Origin of the sequence: Stieleria sedimenti (assembly GCF_025060895.1) — a bacterium.
Classification (GTDB): domain Bacteria; phylum Planctomycetota; class Planctomycetia; order Pirellulales; family Pirellulaceae; genus Stieleria; species Stieleria sedimenti.
The window spans coordinates 1-26,583 of sequence record NZ_JANZKV010000004.1 but is presented as its reverse complement, the minus strand read 5'-3'; the positions used below and the strand labels follow the sequence as shown (position 1 = coordinate 26,583).

The following is a 26,583-nucleotide window of genomic DNA, read 5'->3' as shown; positions in this document are numbered from 1 at the left end:
TGAAGTACGGTTTCCTCTTTCTATTGTTGGCTTTGGCAAGCGTTTTGATGGCGGGCGTTCTAGACTCGGAACACTGCTTGTGTTGCCGTACGCGTTGTATGTAGCGGTGGTGTGGCATGTCGTTCGACTGCTGTCGCGAGAGCCAGAATTGAATTCGCTTGGCGACGACCTCGTCCTCTCGAGACGACTCCTTGGCCATGAGTTGCCAGATAACATCGCTTCAGTGGTCGACTTAACGTGCGACTTTACGGAACCCAATGATCGCTGGAAGATTCAGTCTTACACCTGCTATCCGATGCTGGACGGCTCTGGAGCGACGGCAGACGAACTACGAGCGTTAGCAGTGGAAATCAATGACATGCCGAAGCCCGTGCTGATCCATTGTGCCCAGGGCCACGGTCGAACAGGCCTTGTTGCTGCAGCGGTTCTGCTTGTATCGGGAAAAGTACAAACCGCTGCAGATGCAATCGCGATGGTGCAGTCGGTCCGACCAGGAGTTGAGTTGAATCGAGAGCAAAGGTCTGTTCTGGAGAAACTTCAGTGAACCGCTACTCCATTGTCAAACCTAGTTCGGGGATGGATACCCTAGCGATCATAAGCGACATTCATGGCAACCTAGAAGCACTGACGGCGGTGCTGGACAAGATTGAGTCGCTGGGCATAGAACGGATCGTGTGTTTGGGGGACATCGTTGGTTACGGTCCAAACCCAGTCGAATGCATCCACTTGCTGAAGGACTGTGAAGCAATCGTCACGGGTGACCGGGATGCTGCCGCGATATCGACGGACGATCCGTGTTGGTCACCGTTCCTTCTCGAACAATTGCGTTGGGTTCGCGATGAGATCGCAGGCGATCAATCTGCACAGCAGATCATCAAATCAGGTTGCCTTGCAAAAATCATCGGGAACATCGCCCTTTTCCACGCCATTCGTCCACGAGTAGCGAAAGCGATTCCGTATCAAGTGAGTCCGCATTGGAATCCCAGTCGCAATCCGAATCGACGTCGCCGTCAGCCAGCGAATCGGGAAGCGAATCTCAAAGTGAATCAAGCATCGACCGCAGTTCGGACTCGCAAAGCTACTCATCGAGTGTCATTGACGGACTTCCTGATTAAACCTGACCCTCCATCGGGCCGTGGCGACCAAAGACAGAACAAAAAGCATGTTTGCTGACGCTCAACCGACATCAACAGCAGTAGGTTCAATACCGGTCACGCTGTCAATTTTATCCTGCATCGACTGCTCACGGTCTGTGCGTGTTCCGACTTTGATGCTGGTGGTGATATCGCCACCGTTCCGCTGGCGGAACGAACGAGTCGTCGACCGAGCGAGTCGCGAGGTGCGATTGTACGATGACGTCACCAGTATCCTTGACCACTGCGACGATCATTCGATTCCGATGGCGCTCGCGTCGCGAACGGAACAGCCGTCGTGGGCGCGAGAGCTGATTGAATTGCTTTCGATTAATCACCGTTTTGCCTTCGCCGAGATTTACCCATCGTCAAAATTGAGGCATTTCGCGGCGTTGAGTGAATCCAGTGGCCTCGAATATTCGAGCATGGTCTTCTTCGACGACGAGATGCGAAACATCAACGAAGTCTCGTCGCTGGGTGTCACCAGCATCCACGTACCCGATGGCATCACTGCCGGCCTCTTTCATAACACTCTGCGAAAATTCGAGAACCAAGGCAATGCGAGCCGGCATTAAGATTGACACGGAGTCGGTCGGCGAGTGTCTAGCGGCGATTGGTTTTCCCGGCTGGCGACAATTAGAAATCCCGGTTTGAGGCTGGCTTTGGCAACGATGCCGGTGCGGTCAGCGACAATTACAATTCCCGGATTTTGCGATTCGGGTCATCATCGTAACTCCTTGTTTTCACGGAGATTGCGATGGTCACGGACGGAAAGGTTAAAGAACTGCGGCGTTTGCTAGCATCTGGCAAGTCACTGGCCGCATCGTCAAGGATGACTGAGATGGATGAGAAAACGGCAAGACATTATCGAAACGACAATCGGATCGGCCATCAACTACCGGCACGTGATCGATTCATTGGTTCGCAAACCGGGAGCATTCGAAAACTACAAATACCGTCAGGACATGTTCCCGACGAGTCACTTCCGAATCGCCTATGACATGCCATGTTCAATACTTATCGGAACTGGCGGAACTGGAATGCCAGGCCCGCAACGAGAGTCGGATCAAGCGTCTAATGACCAACTCACGTCTTCCGCTGGGCAAGACATGGGAGACGTTCAACTTCGATCGCTTGCCATTGTCAGTGACACGACAACTGGAGAGTCTTCGGGAGGGATCGTTCTTGGATCGTCGGGAGAACGTACTGATTTTCGGTCAGCCCGGTGCGGGGAAGAGTCACGCGCTTCGTGCCTTGGCGAATCAACTCGTCCAGCAAGGCCGGAGCATGCTTCTGACAACGTGCAGCTTGCTGGTGCAACAGTTGCTGATCGCAAAGCGGGATCTTCGCCTGCAAAAGTACATCAAGCAACTGTCTCGTTTCGAGGGCCTGATGATCGACGACCTGGGTTACGTGCAGCAGAATTGAGAAGAGATGGAGGTGCTGTTCACGCTGCTGGCGGAACGTTACGAGAGAGGGAGTGTTCTGTTGACGAGCAACTTGGCGTTCAGCAAGTGGGACCAGATCTTCAAAGATGCGATGACGACGGCGGCGGCGATCGATCGCTTGGTTCACCACAGCGTGATCATCGAGTTGAACGTGCCAAGCTATCGCGTGGAAACAGCCAAGAAAACGAAGTCAGCTGGACGGTCAGCAAAGGCTTCTCAATAAAAATCGGATTCGTAATCGGGAATTCTAGTTGTCGCTAAAGCGGAGAACCAATTGTCGCCGAACAGGCCTCATGATTCGCGAAACCATCATTCGCAAGATTGTCGAGCGTGACGTTGCCGGCGAAAGTTTGCTCGACGACGTTGTGCGTCGCGACGACGAACTTCTCCACGTTGCCGCGTGCAACGAATTCGGCGCGTGGAACACGGCACTCCAGTACGCCGGCGTTGACGTTCGCCATGTTGGCGACCGTCGCGACCTCACGCAAGCCCGCGTAGAACAACAACTCCGCCGTTTGTGTACTACAGGCTACGACCTGGGGGCCATGGTGAACCGCAACCGCGACCGCCCGCTCTACGAAGCCGCACTGCGCTACCACGGCACCTGGCGTGCCGCGCTCACGGCCGCCGGCATCAACCTCGCAAACGTCTCCCGCCGCCGTCCCGAGCATTTCGACCGAGAGACCATGATCCTCTGGATCCGCCAGCGCCAAGCCGTCGGCCAATCCATGACCTACACCGAAGTCTGCCTGGAAAACCGAGACAAAGCCATGGCCATCCGCCGCACGTTCGGAAGTTGGTCCAAGGCGATTAAAGCTGTTAATACGGAAGAAGATGGATCAACGAATGCTGCAAATTTCGCTGAGGGCCAATAGACAAGTGCTACGTGCGACTTGGAGGCTTTCTTAGACCCTACTTCTTCTGTTTCCTGACAACGGACTTCTTCGCGGGCTTCTTTCTCGGCTTTTTCCGATTCCAACCGGTACGCGCCGACTCGATGATTTCGGTCATCTCTTCGTCCATTTCCAACATCACCTTGGCAAAGGACGTGAACTCCAATGTCGGATTCGCTCCGGCGTCCAGCAGTCGCTGGACACACTCTTCGTCTCCCATCCATGTCGCTCGCATGAGTGCCGTCCCATTGTCTCGCCCGCTGCGGCGATCGACGTCAACACCGTGCTCGATGAGCAGATCGATGCTATCAGGGTGCATCACACATTGACTCAGCAGCGAATTGCCGCCTTTATCTGTGATCTCCGGGTTCAGCCCAGCTTCCAGTAGGCAGCCCAACAATCGTGGACTTTCAAACTTATCAATCTTCGGCCACTCACCATCCTGGATTCCACTCAGATCTCCCAGCTCTGTCACAAGCTGCTCAATCTCTTCGACTTCATCGCACTGGTCGGTGATGTAGTCGTGTTTCATCAGTCGCAATAGTCGCTTGAGTGTCGGTTTCGCTTTGCTCGTTTTCGTCACGGTCACGGTCGTCTGTGGTTTCCTCTCGGCCTTGCTCTTTTTCCAATTGGCGCGAGCCTTCTCGATAAGTTTTCCTAGCTTCGCATTGGAATCTAGTTTGTGCTTGATGGGCCAACTGAGCCGCACCGTCGGATTTGCTCCCGCTTGCAGCATGCGTTTTGCGACTCGAATCGCATCGCTAAGTTGGCTTGCCAGTGCACCGTTATCTTGAAACTGTTGAGCCTCGAGCCGCACATCCTTGGGGTAGTGGGCGTTTGCTGAAATCCAATGCAAACCGTCAAAGCCGCCAAGTTTAAGGTTAAGCGACTTCTCCATCCTTCCGGAGATAATTGCTTGAACTTTCTGGGTGTGGTTTGCGAACCCTGATAGTGCCGCACCCAACCGATCGAGCGCAGGAGACGAAGCTGGCGAAGCTACTTCGGCAAGGATTCGTGTTCCGGTCCCTTGCGCTCGGGTGCGGTTCTCGATGTGGACGCAACCTCGCTAAGAATCTGTCGAATGTAGGAATTCACTTCGATCGGGTGAGTAAGCGAAAGTACGTGGCCGCCGCCTGCAACGCTCTCGTCGGGATCGGTGTAGCGCAACGGTAGTGTCCAGTCGCGGTCACCGTGCAGGTGAAAGACGGGACAGGATACCTTCGGTGTAATCGACCAATCCAAGATGCGACGTAACGACCATTTGAAAACGACCGGGTTGGAGTCGCGGAACTGACAAGCAAGTCCGTATGCGAACGGTGCATGCCGTTTGACGAACCGCGTTGCGATCGGTCGAGTCAAAGTTTGAAGAAAGCGTACCGGCATGAAGGGGATCAAGAACCGAAATGGTCGAGCACAGCGGGCATACATTGGCAGTTGTGACGGCGACTTGATGCTGCCAATCAAAATCACAGCTCGGGCGTCAATGTGTTCTGCCAGATGCAAAGCGACGATTCCGCCAAACGACGCGCCGCCAACAATGCACGGACTTTCGTCAAGTGTTTCGGCTAAGCGGCCAGCGTAGTCATTGATGGTTTCGGTACGCTCTGGCTCCAGCCAACCGGGGCAACACATCTGCGGAAACGCAATCTTCTGCGCGGTGAAGATGCGAGCGTCTGCGGCAAGCCCGGAGAGCAGAACGAGCGGTGGCGTATCAGTTGAAGTTGTAGACATTGCCATGAGTTAACTTGGGATATCGTTCGTCGTTCCTCATCGCGTATTCGGAAACCGCCTCCACGATCGCGTTCGAGTCACAATCGTACAAGTCGGCTCCGCCAAACGGGTTCAATTCGATCAAACGATATTCATCGCCGACTTGGCAGATGTCTAAGACGTAAACCGGGCAAGGTGGTAGCATTGACGAGGCCACCTCAACAGCTAATTTCCGTGCTTCAACGCCGCCGCCACTGTCGGCCGCACACCGCGTGTCCGCGTTGTACCCGCTGCTAGCGACCACTTGACGTGCAACCACGACAAACCGCCACTCGCGGCCAACGTCGACGACCGGTGCAACGACTACCGGCAACGTTTCATTTTCGTAGTAGAAACCGTGATCGAGCGTCTTGAGCGATATCGACACGTTATTCGACTGGTGCCTGGATTAATCCGTGTGTTTACTCGCTGAACCTTTCGTGTAAGTCAATCAGCGGTCCATAGTTTCGCGAGTCAGCTGCTTTGATTGCAGCAATGTACTCGTCGCGAATCGGACTCTCGGTGTCGCGAAGATCGGTTGCCGGCCAGAGTGTTGCTGGCTGGTCATGTTGCATCAGCCAGACATTCGTCAATAGTCGAGCCCATCGACCATTCCCATCTTCAAAGGGATGAACCCAAACCGCGCGGTGATGAAACTCAGCGGCGGTTGCGATCACGAGAGCGCCCGTTTCGTTGTGTCTCTTGTCGGCCTCCATCGCAATGACGCCGAGTTCCGCGGCGATGATGTTGGGGCTCACTCCGATGTTCTTTTCAGTCGATCGGATCTCTCCTGCCCAACTCCAGATCGAACCAAGCATTTCACGATGGAGTCCGAGAAGCCAATCGAAATTGAACGGTGCGATCTTCCGGGAAGGCTTCGACAGCAAGTATTTCTCTGTCACGCGAAGGATCGAAGCAAACTCGACTTCGTTGAGCTCGCGCCGTGTTTTGATCGTCTTGAGCTTTAGGCCCGATCCGTCAAACGGCGTGTCGTCATCTTTCCCGCTAGAACCAAGCCCCGTACCTTTGCTACGACCAGCAATCATGAGGCCCACAGTTTTCGGCTGGACGATGCAATCCGAGCTTTCGCTTCTTCGAGATGCGATTGAGCGGAAGCTCGCGAGACAGCTTGGGACTCGAGAGCCACATTGCCCTGCGTAAGTGCAATCAAACGTTTGGCTTTTGCAGTGGCAATCTGATCTCGGAATTGCTCGGCGGGAATCTCTGTTAGATCAAGAGAGATACCCAACGCGAGCAGAATGGCCTGCAAGTTTGCAAACGAGAATTCGTGGTCCTCACCGCCGAGAATCCGAATGACCGTGGCCCGCGAAACGCCGCTGCGGCGCGCAAGATCCGAAACAGAGATATCGAGCTCTCGTTTTCGTTCTTGGATGCGGGCGACTATTTCAGGAACGGGCATGGCGACACGTCCGGGGCATATGGAGGGGCTGATTCGCAGATGAGGCAGAAAACCGCAGCTCATCGGCCACGCTTTAGTTGTTGCATACGTGCTACAAAAGTCAACTGATTATTTGCTTGGCAGCGACGATACGCCCTGCAAAAGACGACAAAAACGCGATACTACTCAAGCGGGAACAAAAACGGCCCGATACTGGCCCCGCCAATACCCGCACAAGCACGAACCCCTCAAGAGAGTGGTCAAGAATCGGTTTGAGGGAGGTGTGGTTTGCTCAACTTCTCTGAAAGGTTGGAACACTTTCCGACCCAACGGTAAACGAAAAGCCGACGTGTGCTCCACGTCGGCTTTTTTCGTTTTATCCCGTTACGGTCGCATGAAGCTCAATTACTTCTCTTCGAGGGAAGCGATGAGTTGATCAAATTGCTTTTTCCATCGTGTTTGGAATGATTTCGATTCAGGAGTTTTCCCCGTCACCAGACGCGTGACCTGCGGTAGCAGTTATCAAAACCGAAGACGCGTGATTGGCGAATCGAGCCGCGCATCACGCGGATCGCTCCCTTCCACACTTGCACCAGCGACGTTACCGATGTCCAAGATGATGAATCCACCACACTGAACTAACTCACAAGCCATCTAAATTGACTGCGACTTTCGTGAACGGCGTTTTCGTTGGAAACGCAGTATCACACAGGTTCGGTCGCTCTTGAACAAAGAATTCTACCCACAGATTCTGCGGAAGTCCCAAAATAGATGGTGTTCATCCTTACTGTGAAGCGACGATGGCACCCCAGAGGAATAGGCAAGTCAAGAATGCGTAAGCCGCGTATCGCCATGCTTGGCGATTGTTGAGCCAGCCCCCTGGCCCAGTCCTTGCATGGGAAATCGCTGCCAGTGTCCCGAAGATGGGGATTCCCCAAAGTCCGATGACGATTGGCATAAAGACTCCCCAATTGTCTGTGTTTCGATTTCCTATCACCGCAAAGAGGGTGAATAGGCACACAACGGCGTAAAAGCTGAACCCGCCGAAAAGGAACACAGCAATACCGCTTGTCCCTCCCGTTCGGATCTCAACTGCTTGGGCCGAATCGCTCGCGGGCGGCGATGGCGTCTTGGCATTTGCGTCTGACCGTCGTGTGCCGGTTGCCATGGTGTAGACGAGCAACAGGATCGCGGCTAGGAGCAATCCCGGAAGCGGTAACATGAAATAGGCGTGCATCAGCGACAGAATCACACCGATGCAAATGACTCCGGTGGAAATCTCCCAACGTCGAAACCTTAGGTAGGCGGCGGCGGCGCTCGTTCCCCAAATTGCAGCGTTCAGAAGTTGAATCAGCCACAGGATCGATCCAGCCCAGGCTCCCGGGCCAAATCCGAGGGTCAGGACGAAAACGAGCATCATCGCTGTGTAGGCAGCCGCGGAGTAAACAAGAATCGAGCGGATGACAGAAACGCTTGCAGTCGATGATTGCGGAACGCCGGATTTGCCATTCACCACCCCAAGGCATGAGGAGACACTAAGAATGAATCCCGCGACCGCTCCGAGGATCGAGAAAGCGATTGGAATCAGTCCCAGCGAAAACACGTAGACTGCCAGGAGCTGATTCGTACTCTGCCGGCCGCCTGCCCAACCGTATTCGAGGTCATGCCCGGGAGATCCGGAAAACATCTCACCGGGATCTCCACCTGATCCCCAGATGGCACCCTTGATCCAGGCGCAGATGAAAAGGAACCCATGAATGGACACTGCCCCGATGAGCGTTGCCCAAATGATTCGAGGCCAAGTCGAAACGCGCGTGTCGGGCTGAGAGCTTTCTGGTTCCATGTTTGATCTTTCGTGAAGGTTGCCGGAGAGAGTTGAATCGTAACTCTTACCCATTTTTCGGCGTGTCCGCAGGACTCCGGTGTCACAGATGTGAGAAAACGAATAACACAGTGACCATGATCCCCGCGGTGACGGTTCCGAGAACCAAACCGAGACTCGTTCCCAGGAATGTGCTTGACAGATTGAAACCGATGGCTGCACCGACTGCGGTTACAAAGCAGACCGCGAAAGCAATCCCAATGGCTGCCGGCCGATGGTCAGCACGAGGACCAGCCGCTTCGGCGGGTATGGCGACAAGACGTCGGAAAATCCACCCTGAGATAGCGCCGGCCACCGGGACGCTCAGGGCGGACAAAGAAAGCGATTCGACTTGCAGCCAGACAATGAACGCGACGATCGTACCACAAACGATTCCGATTTTGATCGGATTGATTCTCTCAACCCATGCCGGAGGGGCTTGGAGAGATTCGGTCGTTTCTCGCTGAGGTTCAGCTAATGACTGTCCATGATTTGTAAGTTGGTCTTGCTCAGGATCGACCGCTCGCACTTGCACTCGGTCTCGCGTACCGCCGGTGACTTCAACTTCTTGGCCCGCGTCAATCCATTCGCCCGACGATACCGCAGCAAGCATCAATTCGCCCAGGCAAATCTGCCCCGACGGTTTTAATGGGCCACGTGTTCTTCCGCGATCACCAATTCGGATGATGACTGACAATTGAGTCGCCTCGATAAAAGTGGACTAGGGTTTGGATAAGCGACCGTTGATGAAAAATCCGCCTATCACTCCAACGATGATGGAAATTGGGAATACGATGAAAAGATAAATCGCCCACCACCAACTCAGCTCAAATCCGTCCCCGAGCGAGGTTTCGCCCAAAAATAAATCAGGTTTGGACACTCGCAACCAGACAATCATTACGATTGCGGACAGCACGGGGACGAGGACTGCACCCGCAAAACCAGCCAGGATTGGATGAACGCCCCGTCCTGAAACCGTCAAAAAAGCTGCGAGACCCGAGGATGCTCCGATCATCCCACCGAGAACACCGGGGATGAGAATATAGAAAACGACGTCTTCAAAATCATGACAGGAGCTGCCCGCGAAAACGAATGCCAACAGTGTTACGGTTGCAAATCCGAGCATGCCACCAACAAACGCTGCATGCGATGGCCAGAAGACGCGATGGTCATTGCGCTTTGCGATCTCCACAAGTTCGTGCTTTTCTAACTTCATGAATTGTTGGGTTCACTCATCGATTTGCAGGAAGACTGGAATCAACACAGCGGCGACGCAAACGATGGTTGTCAGGGTACCAATGACAAGGCGATTGGAATAGGCAGAAAGCAGGTGCAGTCCGCTCAACATGCCAACGATGCCGGCACCTGCCGTGATCCCGGCACGAAACTTCGCTGTCTGGCCTGCCGCAATGAAGGTGGTTACCAAGCCGGCAACAATCCAGACGGTGAGAAAAGTTTGGAAGCCAGCGGCAGCCAGCCCCGGCGACGCATTGACGATCGCCGAGATCAGCGTATTGAAAATCAATGACCACATCGCGTCGGCTCAGTGCCCGTGGTCATCGTGAGCTTCTTCGCTAAAGTCGCCCGAATAGGGAGTGCCATCGACAACGCCCGTCATCGTTCCCGCGTACTCCTGCACAACGCCAAGGCTTTCATGCGTGCCAACGAAACGAGACGACTTTCCCTCAGGATCGCCTTCTTGCGGATCGGCTGACAGGACAACTTGCATCTCGGGATCGGTGATGGCCAGTTCGATGGACTCTGCGTCGATCGGCGTCGCGGTTTTCTCGTCGCTGCCTAGCACGTAAACCGTTGCTCGTTGCTTGTCGTGGTTCACGGTGAACTCGACATGGAACTTGCCTCCGCCCCAATCGGCAATCGTTCCATCGTGCGGACCGACTCCATGCCCGTGGCCTTCAACACTGTGGTCCTTCTCTCCGTCGTGCGGATGGTCGTGGCCATGGTCATCGGTCGCGGAACTGTCGGCTGTATCAGACGCCTGGCCGGTTGTCGGACTGGACTGATTGCACCCCATTACGGAAGCAAGCAGGCACATCACAGCAACCAAACTGAACTTTTTCATCTTTCGATCCTTCAAATCGAGGTAACTTCCTCAGCGCCCAAGATCCGTTTGGTGTCTTGACCGCTGAACTTCCAAAAGAGTCCCGGGTGAATCAGGAACTCACAAAACGTCGAGGTAATCAGGCCACCAAGAATCACAGTCGCCACGGGGTAGAGAATTTCTCGACCAGGCTCCTGTCCTCCGATGACCAGTGGGATCAATCCGATGCCGGCCGTGAGCGCCGTCATCAAAACGGGAGCCAGTCGTTCCAGGCTGCCACGCATGATCATGTCTGTGCCGAACCCTTCTCCTTCTTCCTTCATCAAGTGGAAGTAGTGCGTGACCAGCAGAATTCCATTGCGGACGGCGATGCCACCAAGGGAGATGAAGCCGACCAGGCTGGCGACCGTCAGGTTTTGGTTTGTCAGCACCAACGCGATCACCCCACCGATGAACGCTGTCGGTAGTGCATTCAAGATTTGCAGAACCACACGAACGGACGGGAACAGAATCATCAGCACACCGAACATGCCGATGACCGAAACTCCCGCCAGCACCATGATCAAGCGGGTCGCACTTTGCTGGCTCTCAAATTGTCCGCCGTACTCGACGTAGTAGCCGATCGGCAGTTCTAAATTCTGGTTCAGTCGACCTTTGATCGCTTCGACCGCACTCGCCAAGTCCCGGCCTTGCGTGTTGCAGCGAATCACAATCCGGCGTCTCGCGTTTTCGCGGTTGACGGAGTTCGGTCCGGATCCCTCGCCGATGGTTGCGACCTCGTGTAATTCAATCTGGCCGCGTTCAGCTTGGCCTTCGGAGTGCGGCAGGTCGATTCGCAATCGGCCCAGATTGGCGTAGTCTGTACGATACGCTTCTTCCAATCGCACAAGCAGATCGAAGCGCCGCTGCCCTTGCAGCACTTGAGAGACGACTTCGCCTTGCAGTGCCGTTTGCAGCACATCGGCGACGTACTCGCGAGTCAATCCATAAAGAGCAAGGTCATCGCCACGTAGCTGAATGTGCAACTCCGGCGTCATCCGAATCGGTTCAATGATCGGCGGAGTGATGCCCGGGATGTCTCGGATGGACGACTTCACTTGTTCGGCCTGAGACAGCAACTTGTCCAAGTCATCGCCGTGGATCTTGATCGCGATTTGAGCGTAGACACCAGACACCATGTGGCTGATCAGGTGCGCGAGCGGTTGTTCGACTTCGATGTCAACGCCCGGCACTTCGTCCTTGATCCGCTCCAGCAACTCCGCCAACATCGCCTCGCGATCCTGATCCACCTCTGGGTTCATGCTCAGAATGTATTCGCCGAAGTTGACTGGCGATGCATGCTCGTCCATCTCCGCTCGCCCCGTGCGTCGGACGAAGTTCAAGATCTCGCCGTCCGGGTTGGACGGGCTACGCTGCATCGATAAGAACACGTCGTCGATGTTTCCTGATACTTGATTGGACGCTTGAAGCGAAGACCCCGGTGGCATCGTGACGTTGACCTGCACGCTGCCTTCATCGAATGCCGGCAGAAAGTTCTTTCCGAGCTGTGTCAACTGCCACGCCGAAATGGCGACCACGATCCAGGTGATGGCCAACAAGCTTGCGGGCATCGCCATGCTCAAACGAATCAACGGCGTGGCCAGTGTCTTCATCGCTCGCAAGACGAAGCCGTCTTGGTCCCGGTGAGTCGCACTTGAGTTGGGCAGTAGGTAGTACGACAGGACCGGAGTCACGGTCAGCGAAACGAGAAACGATGAGAGAATCGAGACGATGTAGGCGAATCCGAGCGGGGCGAACAACCGTCCTTCCACGCCGGAGAGTGCGAACAACGGCAGGAAAACCAAGATCACGACCGCCGTGCCGAACAAAATCGCGCTGCGGATTTCTTTGCTGGCCTCATACACGACATGAAGCGACGATTTCGGATCAGGCCGGTGGTTGTTTTCCCTCAGTCGGCGAAAGATATTTTCGACATCGACAATGGCGTCGTCGACAAGCTCGCCCATCGCGACGGCAATGCCACCGAGCGTCATGACGTTGATGGACAGTTCCGTGCCGCTGAACCAACTGACCCAGCGAAACACAAGCGTCGTCATCACCAAGGACATCGGAATGGCGGTCAGCGTGATGAAAGTCGTGCGGAAGTTCAGAAGGAACAGGAACAGCACGATGATGACCAACACCGCTCCGATAACCAACGCTTCGGCAACATTGAAGATTCCGCGGTCGATGAAATTCTTCAGACGAAAGAGTTCGGAATTGATGATGATGTCCGGCGGCAGCGACGCTTCGACCTCGTCAAACGCCGCGGCGATTTCGTCTGTCAGTTTTCGTGTGTCCACATGGGGCTGTTTCACAACGGTAAAAACGATCCCGCTGTGACCGTTCACGCTACCGTCACCGCGTTTCAGTTCGGGACCTTCGACCACGCGTGCGACTTGTTCCAGCAGCACACTCCGTTTGGTTCGCCGAACGACGGGTACCTTCCGAAGATCGTCAATGACGCTCCGTGAACCCGTGCCCAAACGTCCGAGGATCCGAATCGGGCGTTCGGTTTCGCCGGTGGTTGCAAAGCCGCCGCTGGTGTTGATGTTGCTTTCGCGAAGAGCTTGTTCGACTTCTTGGACGGTGACGTCGTATTCCAAAAGTGCGGTCGGATCGAGCAAGATTTGATACTGTTTGCGATCACCACCCTGCATAAAGACCTCGGCGACGCCGGTGACTTTCAGCAAACGAGGCCGAATGATCCAATCCGCCACGGTGCGCAGTTCCAGCAACTGCTTCGCTTCGGTCGGAAGCGGCACCTCGTAACCCTGGCCGTCGATCTCAACCGTGACTTTGGCTGCCAATGATTGATCGCTAGGATTGCGTTCGAGACCGACGACCTCGCAATCGACTTGCTTCCATTGATCGACTTGATGTCGATCCCCGGCTCTCCAAACGTAGAGTTGAGCCTCACCATCGGCATCGACCCATTCGGCAACAAATTCAGTTCGCTCGATCGGTGCTAGTTGCCCGCCTTTCGGACCCGCTTGGCGGTAGATCCCTGCGACCACAATTTGCCCCATGATCGACGACGGTGGCGTCATCTGTGGGCGGATGCCGTCGGGAAGAACGCCTTCCAGTGTCGAAAGACGCTCGCTGACCGTTTGTCGGGCAGCTTTGATTTCGGTCGACCAGTCGAATTCGATGTACAGAACGTTTAGCCCGGCCGTGGTTTGGCTGCGAACTGCCTGCACGCCATTGGCGCCCATCAATGCGATCTCGATCGGCTGAGTGACGAGTGTCTCGACTTCTTCGGTCGCTAGCCCAGGTGCCTCGGTGATGATCACCACGCGAGGTCGATCGAGGTCGGGGAAGACATCAATCGACATTTGTGTCGCGAGGTAAGAACCGTACGCCAGCAGCACCAGGCTGGCGATCATCACCAGCATGCGGTAGCGGAGAGCAAAACGTATGACTGCGTTTAACATTGAAGATTGTCGATCGAAGATTGAAGATTGAGCATGGTTACGTGCCTCTTGCGGTCTTTCGCGATGCGACCATGATGGCGGTGATTTGATTGGCCTCGTCGAGCAGTGATTCGACTCGTTCCTTCGGCAATAGGTCGCCTTCGATGATCAGTTCAAGCCAGTAGCAACTCTCATCGGCTTCCTCGATGACGGTTCCTCCAAAACCGTCAATCTTCATTCTTCAATCAATGCGCAGCATGCACGGTGCCGTCAGCGTGGACATGCAGACCAGGCTGCCGGCCACTGGCCGATTGCGATTTCAAGACGCGACGAAGTGAAGCACCAGCGTTCTGGGCGATAAAGGTCCCCGGCGTGATACTTCCGTCATTGGCGATGACGACTGAGCGACGGTCTTCATACAAAATGTTGACTGCGATTTGATTGAACAGGTCGCCGTTTTGTCGGTAGACGAAGGCATCGGGACCTTCCCGTGCGATCGCTTCTGACGGAAGAACGAAGACGTCTTCGAGTCTCTCAACAGGTACATGAATCCGCGCTCGCTGGCCCGGCCGGAATCGCCAAACCAAGAACGTCTCGCTGTTCTTTTCATAGCTTCGTGATTGGTTCTCGAGCGGTATGAAGAAATCGAAGGTGCGGCTCTCGACGTCGATCGAATTGGACAGGTGCCGGATTTGGAACGACTGATCCAGGGGCGACCAAACTTCCGCATTGTCATCGGAGAACTCGACCTCGATCTCTCGAGCCTCTTGGGCTGCCTTTTCAAGAAGTCCCGCTTCTCGCTTAAACGCGTGGCCGACGACATAGAGATGCCGGTGGTTCGCGAGGTCAGCGATCAACTGCCCCGCTTGAACCGTTTGCCCAAGTTCGACCGCGAGCGACTGGACTTCATAGGCGATCAACTGATCATTTCCGCTTTCAACCACGAAGCTTGCCTGGGAAACGGGCGACAGTTCATCAATTCGTTCGGCTGTTGAAAGTCCTCGTGGCGGCGGAGCACTGACTTCAATCGTCGAAACGAAATTTCCCTGGACGACTTGTTTGACTTGAGATGGCGAGAGTCCCCGGTTGAGCAGCTCCTGTTTCGCCGCTTGCGTGAGTGTTTCTTGCCGCTCAATGTCGTTATCCATCTGGATCAGTTTCGATCCAGCAATGCCACCCGAGCTGGCAAGGTCGGACAGACGATTGATCTCCTTGCGAAGAAGCGCTATTTCTCGCGTGGCCTTAAAAAGTTGCGTTTGAGTCGCCTGCAGGTACTCGCTGAACAATGCAATCGTCACCAAACGCTCGCCGGGACGAACCGTATCACCGGGGAAGACATGAATTTCCGCGACGGAGCCAACAGCCGGCGAAGTGACTCCGCGATCGGATATCCCCGGACGATCTTGGACCATTCCCGGGATCGTAATCGTCCGCCAATAGTCGGTCGGACGGGCCGCTTTGGAGCGTAATTTCAGATTCTTGCGAGCTTGCACGCTCAGCTCCAAAATCTCCAGTTCGCCGCTGCCTGATGCTGCTTCGGAACTAGCATTGTCTTCCGACGCGGTCGTCTCAAACAGGCTGTCTCGATATGCCCACAGGCCGGCAACAACGGCAATCACCAGCAGTGGTCCTACGAGGGATTTCACCCACTTCAATTTCTTCATGGTTTCGTCTCGGACTCTCACAAACGAAATTGCGCAAGCGGCAATTCATTGGGTGGGTCGATGAAGGAGGCAGCCACGATCCAATCGCATTATTCGACGATCAGTTTCGGGCCGGAAAAAAGAAGGGAAGCCGGAAGGCGAAGTCAATTTTCGCCTAGCGATTCCTAGAGCCTCAGCGCAGCATGCAACAGAAAGAGTGGTAGACGCTTCTCAATGGGCGTCTGATGCCCAGTTGCAAGTGGTCTTCGTTCGACGTTTGCGAGTTCGCGATCGGGACTGGGATACGCAGTGAGATCAACGTCAACATGACTTCGTGCAGTGTCCGTGTGCGGCAGGAAGAATTGGCCGCCGCCAACGTAAATGGCATCTGCGTCATGCTCGATCGGCAGGTCACTGGTTGTGCCGTCGGACTCCCCGCCATGGTGATCGTGGTGATGCTGGTCGTGATGATCATGTGTCCCGTGTCCAATATGGACGTGGGGCCGAGCAGCATGGTCACCTTGCGCAAACGATCCTCCATGCGAGTGGGGGCATGCCTGCCCCGCCGCGAGAAACGGAACGATCAGTAGTGCTAACAAACGGTGCAAACAATTCCTCCTATGGAGCCCTTAGTTTAAACGAGCAACCCGTTTGGTTCCAAGATGAGATCAGAAAGGATTCCCCGGCTTTAAGCGTCTTTCGATGAGCCCCGTGCAGCAAAGCCCCCAATTCAGTCGCCAAATTGGATCGTCGACTGCCTGAGACGTATCGATTGCTCTCAACGAGGAGGCCGGATTGCGTCAGAACATCTGTGTGCCCGGATGGCCACATCATTGATCCCCCAAACAGCACGGGAATGAGGCACGGAAAAGACTCTAGGACGCGTTATAGTGAGTAGGTCCGCAACAGCTTTTTCTTCGCGAACCTTTACCTCTCCGCACTTTATACACTCTTTCGGCCGTACCCGTCATGCCTCATGAGAATCAAGATCCCGTCACGAGGAAAGCCTCTGGCTTCCAATTCGCCGTCGCTGGCAGGATTGAGTTCCTGAATGCGGATCACTGGGACAATGTGACTGCGGAGTCATCTGTATTCTTGAGTCGCCGGTACTTGAGTTCCGCTCAGGATGAGTTCTCCGGGCAGATTGTTCGCGACTTTGCCATCGTCTACGACAGGGAGGACCCCGTGGCCGCAGTCGCGACCCAGACATTTGATGTCGTCGGAACTCAACTGATTGGTAAAAATTCAGCGCTAATGCAGAATTTGCCCGAGCAATGGAAACGGAAGTCACTGTCACTGCTGAAACGTCGGATCATGATGTGCGGCAATGTCCATACGTGGGGGCCACATGGGGTTGCAATCGCAGCGGGCCAAGATCACCAGCGGGTTTGGCGGGGGATTGCCGATTGTCTGTATCGAATCCGACGTGCCAATCGACTCCATGGCCAGGTCGACTATGTGATCGTCAAAGACCTACTCGAATCGGACCCATTGGATGCGTCGGCATTGGAACCGTATCGCTACCGATCGATGGAGACCGAGCCGAACATGGTTCTTTCGCTCAATCCACAGTGGCAGTCGATGGACGACTACCTGGGTAGTTTGACAAAGCGTTACCGCGCTGCAGCGAGAAAAGTCAAAAAGCCGTTCGATTGCGACACGCTTTCGGTATCGCCGATTCAAAACCTGCGAGCCGAATCAGAGCGAATCTTGGAATTGTACAAGTCGGTGGCAGCGAAGGCCGATGTCTGTTTGTTTGAGTTGAGCATCACGACGCTGCCACGAATCGCCGAAGCGTTGGATGATGATTTTGAGACGATTGGGATCCGTGAAAATGGATTGTTGATTGGATTCGTGACTGTTATTCGTGACGGCGAAACAGCAATTGGTTTCTACTTGGGCATGGACTACGAAGCAAACGCACGCTTGCCGGTCTACCACGCATTGCTGTTGGCCGTAATCGAACAAGCCATTCGTTGGCGATGCAAACGTATTTCGTTTGGACGAACGGCATTGGAAGCCAAGAGTCGGTTGGGTTGCAAACCCGAAGCTGCTCACATTTGGGTCAGGCATCGTGTTCCTGTCCTCAACTTCGTCGTCCAGCAAATCCTGAAGAACGTCAATCACGATGAACCGCCAGAGCGAAATCCGTTTAAGGATGCCAACGAGGAAACGCTACATTGAATTCTTCGTCGTTGCGAACACACGCATAAACTCGATGATCGCTGGTGGTTAAAACCCTGAAACTCAAACTCGCCATGAACTAGCGATTCGAGCAGGGCCAGTCCCTACCGGTCGCGTCCCGCGATCGGATGGCAATAAGCGGACCTTGACAAGACACTGTTGAAACCCGCCGATGTCTCATCGGCAGATACCGAAACAAACGATGTCACCAACTTCAACGATCAAATGAACAAAATGAAAAATCGCCGTCTTTTTGCTTGGCGACGCCGGGAAATTCAATAAGACTTTCGCACTGGAAGCTCGAAGGTCTGAACTCGCTGTCATTGTGCACCGTGCTGTTTTGTTGGCAAAACTCCGCGTGGCGTCGATCGCAGCGATTGCCGTATCCGCCGTGCGGCTCAACTTTCGGGTTTCCGAGGACTAGGCCGACGCGGCCGTTCGCGGGGTGACATTTGTCGACTAAGGACCCTACTTACCTTGTTATTCGTTAAGGCCGATTCTAGTGTTTCGTCAATTTTTCGATTGCGGGTGCCGCGAGAAAGCGGCCAGGTACCAAGATCGCGAAGCCCCCTTGGGCCATTTGATTTGTTGTATCCGCCCCCTTTTCCGCTCGACAAACGCAACCGCAAAATTGGATGTGATCAGAGCTATAGTGTGCGTCGAGCAATTGAACGGCTACCCTAAGAACAAGTGGCTACGAAGCAACTATGTCTGATTCGGCAGAAGCCACTCGCAAAGCCGGCGTTTGGCCACATGCGGTGAAGGCACCTTTTCAGGCTGAACAATCGGCCAGTGTTCACTACTGTCGACTTGGTTCACGCCATCATTCATCACGGCACTTGGAACGGAATTGCCACAGCGTTTAACCTACGGACCCTACAATTTCAACTGGAGCGTATCAATGAATCGAATTTTCGCTTTTACAATCGGCGTCCTCGCGTGCTACGGAGGGATCGCATATCCATCGCGTGCGAATGCCCAGCAACCGAAATCCACGAAGCCTAACATACTGGTGATCTGGGGTGATGATATCGGCACATGGAATATCAGCCACAATAATCGCGGGATGATGGGCTATAAAACGCCAAACATCGATCGCATTGCCCAGGAAGGTTTGTCGTTTACGGATTACTACGCGCAGCAGAGCTGTACAGCAGGCCGAGCCGCCTTTATCAGCGGCTCAGTGCCAGTCCGTTCGGGAATGACAAAAGTGGGGATGCCCGCCGCTGCAGAGGGCTGGCAAAAAACAGATGTAACGATGGCGACAGTGCTCAAGAGCCAAGGATACGCGACCGGCCAATTTGGCAAGAATCACCAGGGCGATCGCGATGAGCATTTGCCCACGATGCATGGCTTTGATGAATTCTTTGGCAACCTCTACCACCTGAACGCGGAGGAAGAACCAGAGAACCGCGACTACCCGGCCGACCTAAAGCTTGCCAATGGTAAGACATTTAAGGAAACGTTTGGCCCGCGCGGTGTGCTGAAATGCAAAGCCGACGGCAAGGGCGGCCAAACAATCGAAGACACCGGCCCTCTGACGAAGAAACGGATGGAGACGATTGACGATGAATCGATCGCGGTCGCAAAGGAGTTCATTACTCGCCATGCGAAGTCCGGCAAGCCTTTCTTCTGCTGGTGGAACGGGACACGCATGCACTTCCGAACCCACGTGAAACCTGAACACAAGGGTCTTAGCGGCAAGAGCGGTAACGAATACCACGACGGTATGGTCGAACATGATATGCATGTTGGAGAACTGCTCAAACTCATCGACGAACTTGGCATCGCCGACAACACGATCGTTCAATACTCGACCGACAACGGCCCGCATTTCAACACTTGGCCTGACGCCGGCACAACGCCCTTCCACGGCGAGAAGAACTCGAACTGGGAAGGTGCCTATCGGGTGCCCTGTTTCGTTCGCTGGCCGGGCAAATGGCCCGCCGGTGTGACGCTCAACGGTATCGTCGCTCATGAAGACTGGCTACCAACGTTTGCGGCCGTCGCAGGCGCACCGGACATCAAGGAAAAGTTGAAAACGGGCGTTGAACTCAACGGTCGGAAATACAAGAACTACATCGACGGATACGATCAAAACGACTACCTCAGCGGCAAATCGAAGGAGTCGCCCCGCAAGGAATTCATCTATGTCGATGACGGCGGCCACGTAGCTTGCATCCGAGTGGGCGATTGGAAGGCCGTCTATCTTGAAAACCGAGCCAACACCCTCCAGATCTGGAAAGAACCGTTCGTTCATCTTCGCACCCCAGACCTCTACAACCTGCGACGCGATCCGTTTGAGAAAGCCAAGATCGGTTCGAACACATACGAAGATTGGTACATCGATCGCGCCTATTTGCTAGGCCCCATGCAGGTCGTGGCGAGCAAGTTCCTGATGACGCTGAAGGAGTATCCGCCCAGTCAAGCCCCGGGGGACTGGAGTCTGGAAACTCTTGAAAAGCAGATCGCCAACATGACACTAGGCGGTCAGTAGAAAAGCCGTCGCTTCGAGGGTGCCGTCAAGAGACGGCACCCCTTTGGTTAACGCGGCAAAAACGCGAGTGGCGTTATTGAGCGATTGTAGAACGTGGCAGAGAAGGCGGCTCCGTGCCCCATGCTTTTCGGCAATGAAAAATCCGAGCAATCGCCGCTGATATGATCAGAATAAGCAGCCGAGCATGCCGACAGTCCAGATCTCGATTTTGCCGCTCGACCCCCTATTGAAACCGTAGATTGATGCTCAACGCCAGACTCACATTCGCAGTAGCTCTCACCCTAGCTACTTCCTTACTTTCGCAGGCACAGGTTTCTACCGCAGTCGATCCATTACCTTCATGGAATCGAGGGCCAACGAAAGCGGCGATCATCAGTTTTGTTGAACGAGTCGCATCTGAAGGCTCTCCTGACTTTGTCCCCGTGTCGGAACGTCTTGCAACTTTCGATAACGATGGCACGCTTTGGGCGGAGCAGCCTATCTATTTCCAGTTAGCTTTTGTGCTCAATCGCGTTAAAACGCTCGCCCCGCAGCACCCAGAGTGGAAAGAGCAAGAACCGTTCGCGTCGGTGCTAAACGGAGATTTAAAAACGGCTGCTTCCGGTGGCAAGAAAGCGCTCGCCGAACTAGTCATGGCAACACATGCTGGGATGACAACCGAGGAATTCGAGAAAGTTGTGATCGACTGGATTTCCACCGCCAAGCATCCTCAAACCGGAAGACTTTATTCCGAAATGGTTTATCAACCGATGCTTGAGTTACTCGCGTACCTACGGGCAAATGGCTTTAAAACGTTCATCGTTTCCGGTGGCGGAATCGAGTTCATGCGGCCTTGGGCCGAAAGAGTTTACGGCATACCGCCGGAGCAAGTCATCGGTAGCAGTATCGAAACCAAATACGAACTTCGTGATGGAATACCTAGCCTTGTCCGCTTACCCAGATTGAAGTTTTTCGATGACAAGGAAGGTAAACCGGTCGCCATTCACCACCACATTGGTCGTCGTCCAACTGCGGCGTTCGGCAATTCTGATGGAGACTATCAGATGCTTGAATGGACGACAGCGGGCAAAGGTTTGCGGTTTGGTGCAATCGTGCATCACACCGATGCTGAGCGTGAATTCGCCTATGACCGAGAATCCCACATCGGTCAACTCGCTAAGGGTCTAGATGACGCGAAATCAAAAGGATGGACTGTTGTGGACATGAAGTCGGATTGGAATCAAATCTTTCCGATCGCTCGGTGAGCCACGTCAAAGAGCGCTCAATGTAATCAGAACGCGATGTTCATTCGAACGCCCAGGATATAAGCTTCGTCGAGTTGCCGACGTGCTTGATCAATCCATTGAAAATCTGGCGTACAAGAAATCGATTTGGTTATCTGGGCCCGATAGAATAATTCAATTCCCTGTCCATTACCAATCGGCCCTAGCGACGCCGCCTGCAGGATCGGTCCAATTTCATCGCTGGTTCCGCTGTAATAGTAGCCGATCCCGAATGAATCACCTGATCGCAAAGGACTGGCTCCGCCCAATCCTACACTTAACAAATAGTTGACCGGGTTGGTCGAATCATCGGCGATCGCCGCTCTGGCAAAATAGCCCCAATGCCGAGTCGCATCGCAGGGGTCAACCCATACGGCTTGATCTGTATTCCAGTACAACGACCAAGAGCCGTTAGCGCGGTTGATTGGGACGTTGGGCAGCAAAATCCGCGGGTCCTGCCCTAGCGAAACATAGTCACGACTGCTCCAGGTGCCCGCGAACAGCTGGTGTCCCGGTTTTCCCATCAACGGCGTTGCAAGACGCAACTCAGCCGACAGTGCGACCCCTTCGGCGAACAACTCGTCAAATCCGTCGGAGTCGGCTGTGTCGGTCGGGTTCATGACCAAGAAGTTGAACAACGGCTCGCCCTCATCCCCGAGGATGAACAAGCCGCACCCCAGCGATGAATATGGAATCGTCCGAAGGGCAATTGGGTTTGCGATGAATGCGACGTTCGAAAATTGAGTGATGCCACGGCCACTCGCATACGCATTGGCATCGCCATCGAGCGTGTCGAGCTTTCCCGCATAGATTGCAAATCGTTCACTGAAAAATTGAGTAAACAATACATTGGTCAGATACAGATCGCGGCTGTCGGCAACCGGCAATTCTGTTGGCAACGTAGGCGGAAAAAGAACGCCGGCGGGCTCGGCAATCGAGCGTCCGAATCGGTGCTCGGCCCGCAACTTAAGAAAGGAACCCTCATTTAATCCAAGCTTTCCCAGGTTCATGTTGGCGACGTAATCGCCGTGTCCGCCATAACGATCCGTTTCGTCCAAGCCGCCGCTGACGGTGCCAAAGTAGTACTGGGTGACATTGTTTGAGACGCTTATCCCATGATCTGATAAACAGGTATAGAACGACTCTCGCCAACTCGGATCGTCGCTGCCGATTGAATCGCACACCGCGGCGTCGCAGCCGGGCGAGAGGTGATCGCAATCGACGCCAATCAAACAGCTGTCGCACACTTCCACCTGAGCGGACGCTGGCTCGGCAACAAGGCAGACAAATAAGACTCCGAGAGAGGTGAACGCGAGTCCAGCGAGTCTTTTAGAGAGATGTGCATTAAAATCCATATCGCGCATCCTTGCTTCCCAACAGACGATCCATCAAGCAGTGAACTGATCGGAAGGGATCGAACTGATTCTCCGTAAGGGCCCATCATTTTTGGAAAATACAAGGGCTGAGACGACACGTTATGCGGATTCTGTACCTTACGCCACCGACGAGCAGCAACGCAGGCTGATCAAGAACATCGTCGAGGCACTCAGTGAGGTGGCGTCGTGATCGCACTTGCACCCACCACGCGGATCTTTATCTACACCGAGGCGACCGATCTGAGGAAGAGCTTCGATGGCTCATCACGATGCCCCCCTTTGAGAGTCTGCGGTTTTAGCTGCGTTTCGTAGCGTCTCCAACTTACCTATCACTTCGCTATCGGCATCGATCAGGAAGCGTCTTTCGATCGGATTTGGTTCGACTGTGACTTTTTCGAGAATGATCTGCTCAAACAGCCAATCGATCTTGACACCGAGTTTTTTAGCAAGCTGGCCAAGCGTAAGTCGGCCTTTGAAACGTAGGCCTGGACGGCTCGCTGGACGCTTGATCCCGGCTTCATTTCGAACTCGACGAACTAACCCGAGGCCGACGTACCATCGGTCGCATCCACGAAAGCCTTGGCGCGACAACGTGTATGCGATGAAATCGTCACCGATCCCGGCGTCGTGCTTGGCGAGTTGCACAATCTGCCGCCGCAATTCATCTCCATTGGGTAGCGCCGAGAGCGAACCGACTTTTACGTTGATCAATCGCGTCGTTAGCTTCCCGCTCTTCCAGACGATGCATGTCTCGATCTGTCCAGTTTGTGGTTGCTTTAAAACGACCTTCTCAATCAGTGATCGGACAATGCGTTTCTTTTGTTCATTTGAAAGCCGTCCACCACCCCAAAGCTCCTTCAGTTTGTCACCGGCTTTCGCCCAACGCTTAGCGAGCGCTGGTGAAAGTGTTTTCGCTTCCGCATTGTCGCGTACATCGTGATCTTGTTCAGCTTGGCGGAATGTGTCAACGACAGTGAGACAACTTTTTGGTGTGCGTTAGTTGCTCGTGCAACACTGCTCGGGGGCCAGCCCCCGAACCCCCGGGATTTTTCCAGGCATGGCTCGGGTGTTCATAGATTCGTTGGACTGTATGTTTGCGATGTCCGGTGAAACGGAAGGTGGCTCTGCGGGGACGCAACCATCTGAGGGATAACCGGATCGAGGGTGCGTCATAGACGTTACTTCAGGAGCCCCTGGGCAATTCGCTTCAGGGGCTTCGTTTTTTATTTCACGTTCTCGTTTGGGTGCGTTGATCCAAGCCGCTGCTGGGATCTTTTCGGGTTGTGGGATGCCGTGCACGAAACGTTCGGGATTGTTCCGCCATGCTTCTTGAAGCGTTCGTTTTCGACCTGCAATGATTTCATCGGCTTGGCCGTCGTGCAACGATGATGGAGTAAGCAACCCAATGCCGCTGTGATAATGTTCGTCGTTGTACCAGCCAAAGAAATCTCGACAGAACCCAATCGCATCTTCGTGGCATCCAAATCGCTTCGGGAATTCAGGACGGTACTTCATCGTTTTGAATTGGCTTTCCGAAAATGGATTGTCGTTGGAAACGTGCGGTCGACTGTGTGACTTGGTGACCCCCAGCGAACCAAGCAACTGGGCCACCGAATGAGATGTCATCGATGGGCCACGATCGCTGTGAAGGATCAATTGTTCCGGCTGGACTTCTTGTTTTTCGATGGTTGTTTCAATGAGTTGTTTCGCCAGATCGGCACTTTCGCGATGCGCCAGCATCCAACCGACCACATAGCGACTGTAGATATCCAGGATCACGTAAAGGTAGTAATAGGTCCATGTCTCCGGACCCTTCAGCTTGGTGATGTCCCACGACCAGACTTCATTGGGACCGGTCGCAAGCAATTCAGGCTTTTGGTAATTGGGGTGTTGCAGTTGGTTTCGCCGTTCGCGAGAGCTTTGATTCTCGGCGAGCACGCGATACATCGTCCGCACGCTGCACAGGTAGTCACCTTCGTCAAGCAATTTCGAGTAGATCTGCCGCGGTGACTGATCAGCGAAACGTTCGCTGTTAAGCTGATCAAGCACCGCCTTTCGTTCTTCGGCTGAAAGTGCGCGAGCGGGCGTCGGTCTCGGTTTGGATTGCCGATCGGGCTCGCGGCGACGGTAAAACGTCGCCCGCGAAACGCTTAACGCTCGGCACGCAGCGGCGACACCGACTCGTTTGCTGAGCCCTTCGACCGCTTTCAGTCTGTCTTCTCGTGTGATCGTGTCTGCATCATCTCCGAGACTTTTTTTTGGACGTCAATGATCAACTCCGCCTGGCGGAGCCGTTCTTTCAGGCGTTCGTTCTCGCGTTTCAGAGATGCGTTCTCTTTTGCCGCTGACGGTTGTGCCGGTGACGCTGCTTTGCTGGACTTTTTCGATGATGGCAATGCTTCTTCCCGAAGTTGACGACGCCAGCGCTGAACCACTGACGAATAAAGACCCTCACGACGAAGCAAGGCTCCGATCTCACCGGGCTGTGTGCAAGCTTCGGCCTCGATCGCGATGCGGCGTTTGTAGTCCTCTGTAAAGCGACGACGGGCTGCCTTCTCGACTACTTCAGGATTTTTCGAAATCTTTTTGTCGGCATTCTCGGTCATGTAAACTCTCCGTGCCCTCAACTTTGAAAAACTCAAAGTTGTCTCACTCATGTTGGCACTGAGGGGCCAAGCCCAAGTCGATGACGCACGCGACGGCATCGAACAAGCGGTCTTAGAAAACAACCGCACCGGCGGAGGGAAGAAACCGCCGAAGCGTCGTAATCAAAAAGAACGGTTCCCCGATGGCTTGGAACGTAAAGAGGTTGTTGTTGACCTGAGCGAAGAAGAGAAGGAAGGCTTGGTTCGAATAGGTGAGGACATCGTCGAGTCGGCCCACTACACGCGAGCGAAAGTCTATATCATTCGAACGATCTATCCAAAGTACGCTCGTCCCGGTCAGCCCAATTCCGGCGTCTTTCAGGCCGACCGTCCAGCGACGCTGTTACAAGGTGATCGCTACGACATCTCTTTTGCCTCGGCGATCATCGCTAACCGACTCAGTTATCACCTGCCAATCCATCGCCAAGAAGACATGTTCTCCGAGTGCGGGCTCTATCTTTCCCGCAGCACGCTGCTGAACATTCAAGAAGCGGCCGAGCGCGTGCTTCGCCCTTTCGCCGAGTGGCTTGCCGACTTGGTGCGTACCGATACTGTGATCGGAAGTGACGACACGTCGATTCGCTTGCTGCTGCCCAAAGAGCTTCCGGATGTGGACGAGGCCGACCCCAAGAGCGGTCGGGTTCGCGAAGTGCTTGCTGCGGCGATCGCGAATAATCGCAAGAGCATCCTGGCGAAGATGTGGGCCTATCGCGGTGTCAACCTTCCAATCAATGTGTTCGACTTTACGGTCAGCCGGCACCGCGACGGCCCGGATCTCTTCTTGGTTGACTCAGGTTACGAAGGCACACTGTTAGGAGACTGTTACGGGGCAAACACGGGGATTTACATTCGATCAAACGGCAAGATCATTCATGCCGCCTGCGCTGCGCATGCGCGCCGCAAGGTCGAGGCTGCGCTTGACAATCATCCTGTGCATGCAAAGTACTTGCTGCGATTGCTCCGTGAGATCTATGATGTT

23 protein-coding genes and 2 pseudogenes are annotated in these 26,583 nt (G+C 54.3%); 11 read left to right on the top strand and 14 right to left on the bottom strand.

Annotation, left to right across the window (positions count from 1 at the left end; all coding sequences use genetic code 11):
* The first annotated feature begins 82 nt into the window (after positions 1 to 82).
* From NZK35_RS00535 to NZK35_RS00515, 5 genes and pseudogenes are all read left to right on the top strand, one after another.
* Complete coding sequence (locus tag NZK35_RS00535) at positions 83 to 544, top strand: dual specificity protein phosphatase family protein (RefSeq protein WP_259630648.1); 462 nt, start codon at positions 83 to 85, stop codon at positions 542 to 544.
* Positions 541 to 1,173 carry a metallophosphoesterase family protein gene (locus NZK35_RS00530; protein ID WP_259630647.1) on the top strand — a complete coding sequence of 211 codons (633 nt, stop codon included), beginning with the start codon at positions 541 to 543 and terminating at the stop codon, positions 1,171 to 1,173. The genes NZK35_RS00535 and NZK35_RS00530 overlap by 4 nt, the downstream gene beginning before the upstream one ends.
* 79 nt (positions 1,174 to 1,252) lie before the next feature.
* Positions 1,253 to 1,708: a magnesium-dependent phosphatase-1 gene (locus tag NZK35_RS00525; RefSeq protein WP_407699754.1), complete on the top strand. Its 456-nt coding sequence runs from the start codon at positions 1,253 to 1,255 to the stop codon at positions 1,706 to 1,708.
* A 421-nt stretch (positions 1,709 to 2,129) separates the two neighbouring features.
* A pseudogene (gene istB / locus NZK35_RS00520) lies at positions 2,130 to 2,804 on the top strand (IS21-like element helper ATPase IstB).
* Positions 2,805 to 2,874: 70 nt separating this feature from the next.
* Positions 2,875 to 3,456 carry a hypothetical protein gene (locus NZK35_RS00515; RefSeq protein WP_259630645.1) on the top strand — a complete coding sequence of 194 codons (582 nt, stop codon included), beginning with the start codon at positions 2,875 to 2,877 and terminating at the stop codon, positions 3,454 to 3,456.
* Positions 3,457 to 3,493: 37 nt separating this feature from the next.
* On the opposite strand, the gene NZK35_RS00510 is transcribed toward NZK35_RS00515, so the two are convergent.
* The 5 genes from NZK35_RS00510 to NZK35_RS00490 all read right to left on the bottom strand — a co-directional run bounded on the left by NZK35_RS00510 (position 3,494) and on the right by NZK35_RS00490 (position 6,643).
* On the bottom strand, positions 3,494 to 4,372 hold the full coding sequence (locus tag NZK35_RS00510) for an ankyrin repeat domain-containing protein (protein WP_259630644.1): 879 nt from the start codon (positions 4,370 to 4,372) through the stop codon (positions 3,494 to 3,496).
* Between the two features lie 98 nt (positions 4,373 to 4,470).
* On the bottom strand, positions 4,471 to 5,211 hold the full coding sequence (locus tag NZK35_RS00505) for an alpha/beta fold hydrolase (RefSeq protein WP_407699753.1): 741 nt from the start codon (positions 5,209 to 5,211) through the stop codon (positions 4,471 to 4,473).
* Positions 5,186 to 5,611, bottom strand: a complete 426-nt coding sequence (locus NZK35_RS00500) for an ATP-grasp domain-containing protein (RefSeq protein WP_259630642.1) — start codon at positions 5,609 to 5,611, stop codon at positions 5,186 to 5,188. The genes NZK35_RS00505 and NZK35_RS00500 overlap by 26 nt, the downstream gene beginning before the upstream one ends.
* Before the next feature lie 34 nt (positions 5,612 to 5,645).
* Entirely contained in the window at positions 5,646 to 6,269 is a 624-nt protein-coding gene (locus NZK35_RS00495; RefSeq protein WP_259630641.1) for a mobile mystery protein B, read from the bottom strand.
* A complete protein-coding gene (locus NZK35_RS00490) occupies positions 6,266 to 6,643 on the bottom strand; it encodes a helix-turn-helix domain-containing protein (protein WP_259630640.1) in 378 nt (125 codons plus the stop codon). The genes NZK35_RS00495 and NZK35_RS00490 overlap by 4 nt, the downstream gene beginning before the upstream one ends.
* Positions 6,644 to 8,970: 2,327 nt before the next feature.
* Here NZK35_RS00490 and NZK35_RS00485 point away from each other — a divergent pair.
* Entirely contained in the window at positions 8,971 to 9,132 is a 162-nt protein-coding gene (locus NZK35_RS00485; RefSeq protein WP_259630639.1) for a hypothetical protein, read from the top strand.
* Between the two features lie 72 nt (positions 9,133 to 9,204).
* Here the strand turns inward: NZK35_RS00485 and NZK35_RS00480 are convergent, their stop codons facing one another.
* Genes NZK35_RS00480 through NZK35_RS00455 form a run of 6 tightly spaced genes read right to left on the bottom strand, consistent with a single transcriptional unit; the run spans position 9,205 to position 15,661 of the window.
* Positions 9,205 to 9,699, bottom strand: a complete 495-nt coding sequence (locus NZK35_RS00480) for a hypothetical protein (RefSeq protein WP_259630638.1) — start codon at positions 9,697 to 9,699, stop codon at positions 9,205 to 9,207.
* A gap of 12 nt (positions 9,700 to 9,711) precedes the next feature.
* Complete coding sequence (locus NZK35_RS00475; protein ID WP_259630637.1) at positions 9,712 to 10,017, bottom strand: hypothetical protein; 306 nt, start codon at positions 10,015 to 10,017, stop codon at positions 9,712 to 9,714.
* A gap of 9 nt (positions 10,018 to 10,026) precedes the next feature.
* Entirely contained in the window at positions 10,027 to 10,566 is a 540-nt protein-coding gene (locus NZK35_RS00470) for a hypothetical protein (protein WP_259630636.1), read from the bottom strand.
* An 11-nt stretch (positions 10,567 to 10,577) separates the two neighbouring features.
* Entirely contained in the window at positions 10,578 to 14,018 is a 3,441-nt protein-coding gene (locus tag NZK35_RS00465) for an efflux RND transporter permease subunit (RefSeq protein ID WP_259630635.1), read from the bottom strand.
* A gap of 37 nt (positions 14,019 to 14,055) precedes the next feature.
* A complete protein-coding gene (locus NZK35_RS00460) occupies positions 14,056 to 14,235 on the bottom strand; it encodes a four helix bundle protein (RefSeq protein ID WP_259630634.1) in 180 nt (59 codons plus the stop codon).
* A 7-nt stretch (positions 14,236 to 14,242) separates the two neighbouring features.
* Positions 14,243 to 15,661, bottom strand: a complete 1,419-nt coding sequence (locus tag NZK35_RS00455) for an efflux RND transporter periplasmic adaptor subunit (protein ID WP_259630633.1) — start codon at positions 15,659 to 15,661, stop codon at positions 14,243 to 14,245.
* A 305-nt stretch (positions 15,662 to 15,966) separates the two neighbouring features.
* On the opposite strand from NZK35_RS00455, the gene NZK35_RS00450 reads away from it, so the two are divergent.
* The 4 genes from NZK35_RS00450 (at position 15,967) to NZK35_RS00435 (ending at position 21,565) form a co-directional block, all read left to right on the top strand.
* The gene (locus tag NZK35_RS00450; protein ID WP_259630632.1) at positions 15,967 to 16,230 is read left to right on the top strand and encodes a hypothetical protein; all 264 of its coding nucleotides are present in this window, start codon (positions 15,967 to 15,969) and stop codon (positions 16,228 to 16,230) included.
* Between the two features lie 520 nt (positions 16,231 to 16,750).
* The gene (locus NZK35_RS00445) at positions 16,751 to 17,824 is read left to right on the top strand and encodes a GNAT family N-acetyltransferase (RefSeq protein WP_259630631.1); all 1,074 of its coding nucleotides are present in this window, start codon (positions 16,751 to 16,753) and stop codon (positions 17,822 to 17,824) included.
* A 901-nt stretch (positions 17,825 to 18,725) separates the two neighbouring features.
* Positions 18,726 to 20,321, top strand: a complete 1,596-nt coding sequence (locus NZK35_RS00440) for an arylsulfatase (RefSeq protein WP_259630630.1) — start codon at positions 18,726 to 18,728, stop codon at positions 20,319 to 20,321.
* Between the two features lie 242 nt (positions 20,322 to 20,563).
* Positions 20,564 to 21,565, top strand: a complete 1,002-nt coding sequence (locus NZK35_RS00435; RefSeq protein ID WP_259630629.1) for an HAD family hydrolase — start codon at positions 20,564 to 20,566, stop codon at positions 21,563 to 21,565.
* 26 nt (positions 21,566 to 21,591) lie between these two features.
* On the opposite strand, the gene NZK35_RS00430 is transcribed toward NZK35_RS00435, so the two are convergent.
* The 3 genes and pseudogenes from NZK35_RS00430 to NZK35_RS00420 form a co-directional block, all read right to left on the bottom strand.
* Entirely contained in the window at positions 21,592 to 22,767 is a 1,176-nt protein-coding gene (locus tag NZK35_RS00430) for a carbohydrate porin (protein WP_259630628.1), read from the bottom strand.
* Positions 22,768 to 23,223: 456 nt separating this feature from the next.
* Complete coding sequence (locus NZK35_RS00425) at positions 23,224 to 23,619, bottom strand: hypothetical protein (protein ID WP_259630627.1); 396 nt, start codon at positions 23,617 to 23,619, stop codon at positions 23,224 to 23,226.
* Between the two features lie 579 nt (positions 23,620 to 24,198).
* A pseudogene (locus NZK35_RS00420) lies at positions 24,199 to 25,565 on the bottom strand (IS3 family transposase); the annotation flags it as partial.
* 49 nt (positions 25,566 to 25,614) lie between these two features.
* Here NZK35_RS00420 and NZK35_RS00415 point away from each other — a divergent pair.
* The coding region (locus tag NZK35_RS00415) for an IS66 family transposase (RefSeq protein WP_259630626.1) at positions 25,615 to 26,583 on the top strand (969 nt) is incomplete at its 3' end.

Coding starts and splice junctions, on each gene's coding strand:
- NZK35_RS00515 (WP_259630645.1), top strand. CDS start 2,875: ATGATTCGCGAAACCATCATTCGCAAGATTGTCGAGCGTGACGTTGCC.
- NZK35_RS00495 (WP_259630641.1), bottom strand. CDS start 6,269: ATGATTGCTGGTCGTAGCAAAGGTACGGGGCTTGGTTCTAGCGGGAAA.
- NZK35_RS00490 (WP_259630640.1), bottom strand. CDS start 6,643: ATGCCCGTTCCTGAAATAGTCGCCCGCATCCAAGAACGAAAACGAGAG.
- NZK35_RS00485 (WP_259630639.1), top strand. CDS start 8,971: ATGATTTGTAAGTTGGTCTTGCTCAGGATCGACCGCTCGCACTTGCAC.
- NZK35_RS00475 (WP_259630637.1), bottom strand. CDS start 10,017: ATGTGGTCATTGATTTTCAATACGCTGATCTCGGCGATCGTCAATGCG.
- NZK35_RS00465 (WP_259630635.1), bottom strand. CDS start 14,018: ATGTTAAACGCAGTCATACGTTTTGCTCTCCGCTACCGCATGCTGGTG.
- NZK35_RS00440 (WP_259630630.1), top strand. CDS start 18,726: ATGAATCGAATTTTCGCTTTTACAATCGGCGTCCTCGCGTGCTACGGA.
- NZK35_RS00505 (WP_407699753.1), bottom strand. CDS start 5,211: ATGGCAATGTCTACAACTTCAACTGATACGCCACCGCTCGTTCTGCTC.
- NZK35_RS00470 (WP_259630636.1), bottom strand. CDS start 10,566: ATGAAAAAGTTCAGTTTGGTTGCTGTGATGTGCCTGCTTGCTTCCGTA.
- NZK35_RS00480 (WP_259630638.1), bottom strand. CDS start 9,699: ATGAAGTTAGAAAAGCACGAACTTGTGGAGATCGCAAAGCGCAATGAC.
- NZK35_RS00455 (WP_259630633.1), bottom strand. CDS start 15,661: ATGAAGAAATTGAAGTGGGTGAAATCCCTCGTAGGACCACTGCTGGTG.
- NZK35_RS00510 (WP_259630644.1), bottom strand. CDS start 4,372: ATGGAGAAGTCGCTTAACCTTAAACTTGGCGGCTTTGACGGTTTGCAT.
- NZK35_RS00460 (WP_259630634.1), bottom strand. CDS start 14,235: ATGAAGATTGACGGTTTTGGAGGAACCGTCATCGAGGAAGCCGATGAG.
- NZK35_RS00450 (WP_259630632.1), top strand. CDS start 15,967: ATGACTTCGTGCAGTGTCCGTGTGCGGCAGGAAGAATTGGCCGCCGCC.
- NZK35_RS00435 (WP_259630629.1), top strand. CDS start 20,564: ATGCTCAACGCCAGACTCACATTCGCAGTAGCTCTCACCCTAGCTACT.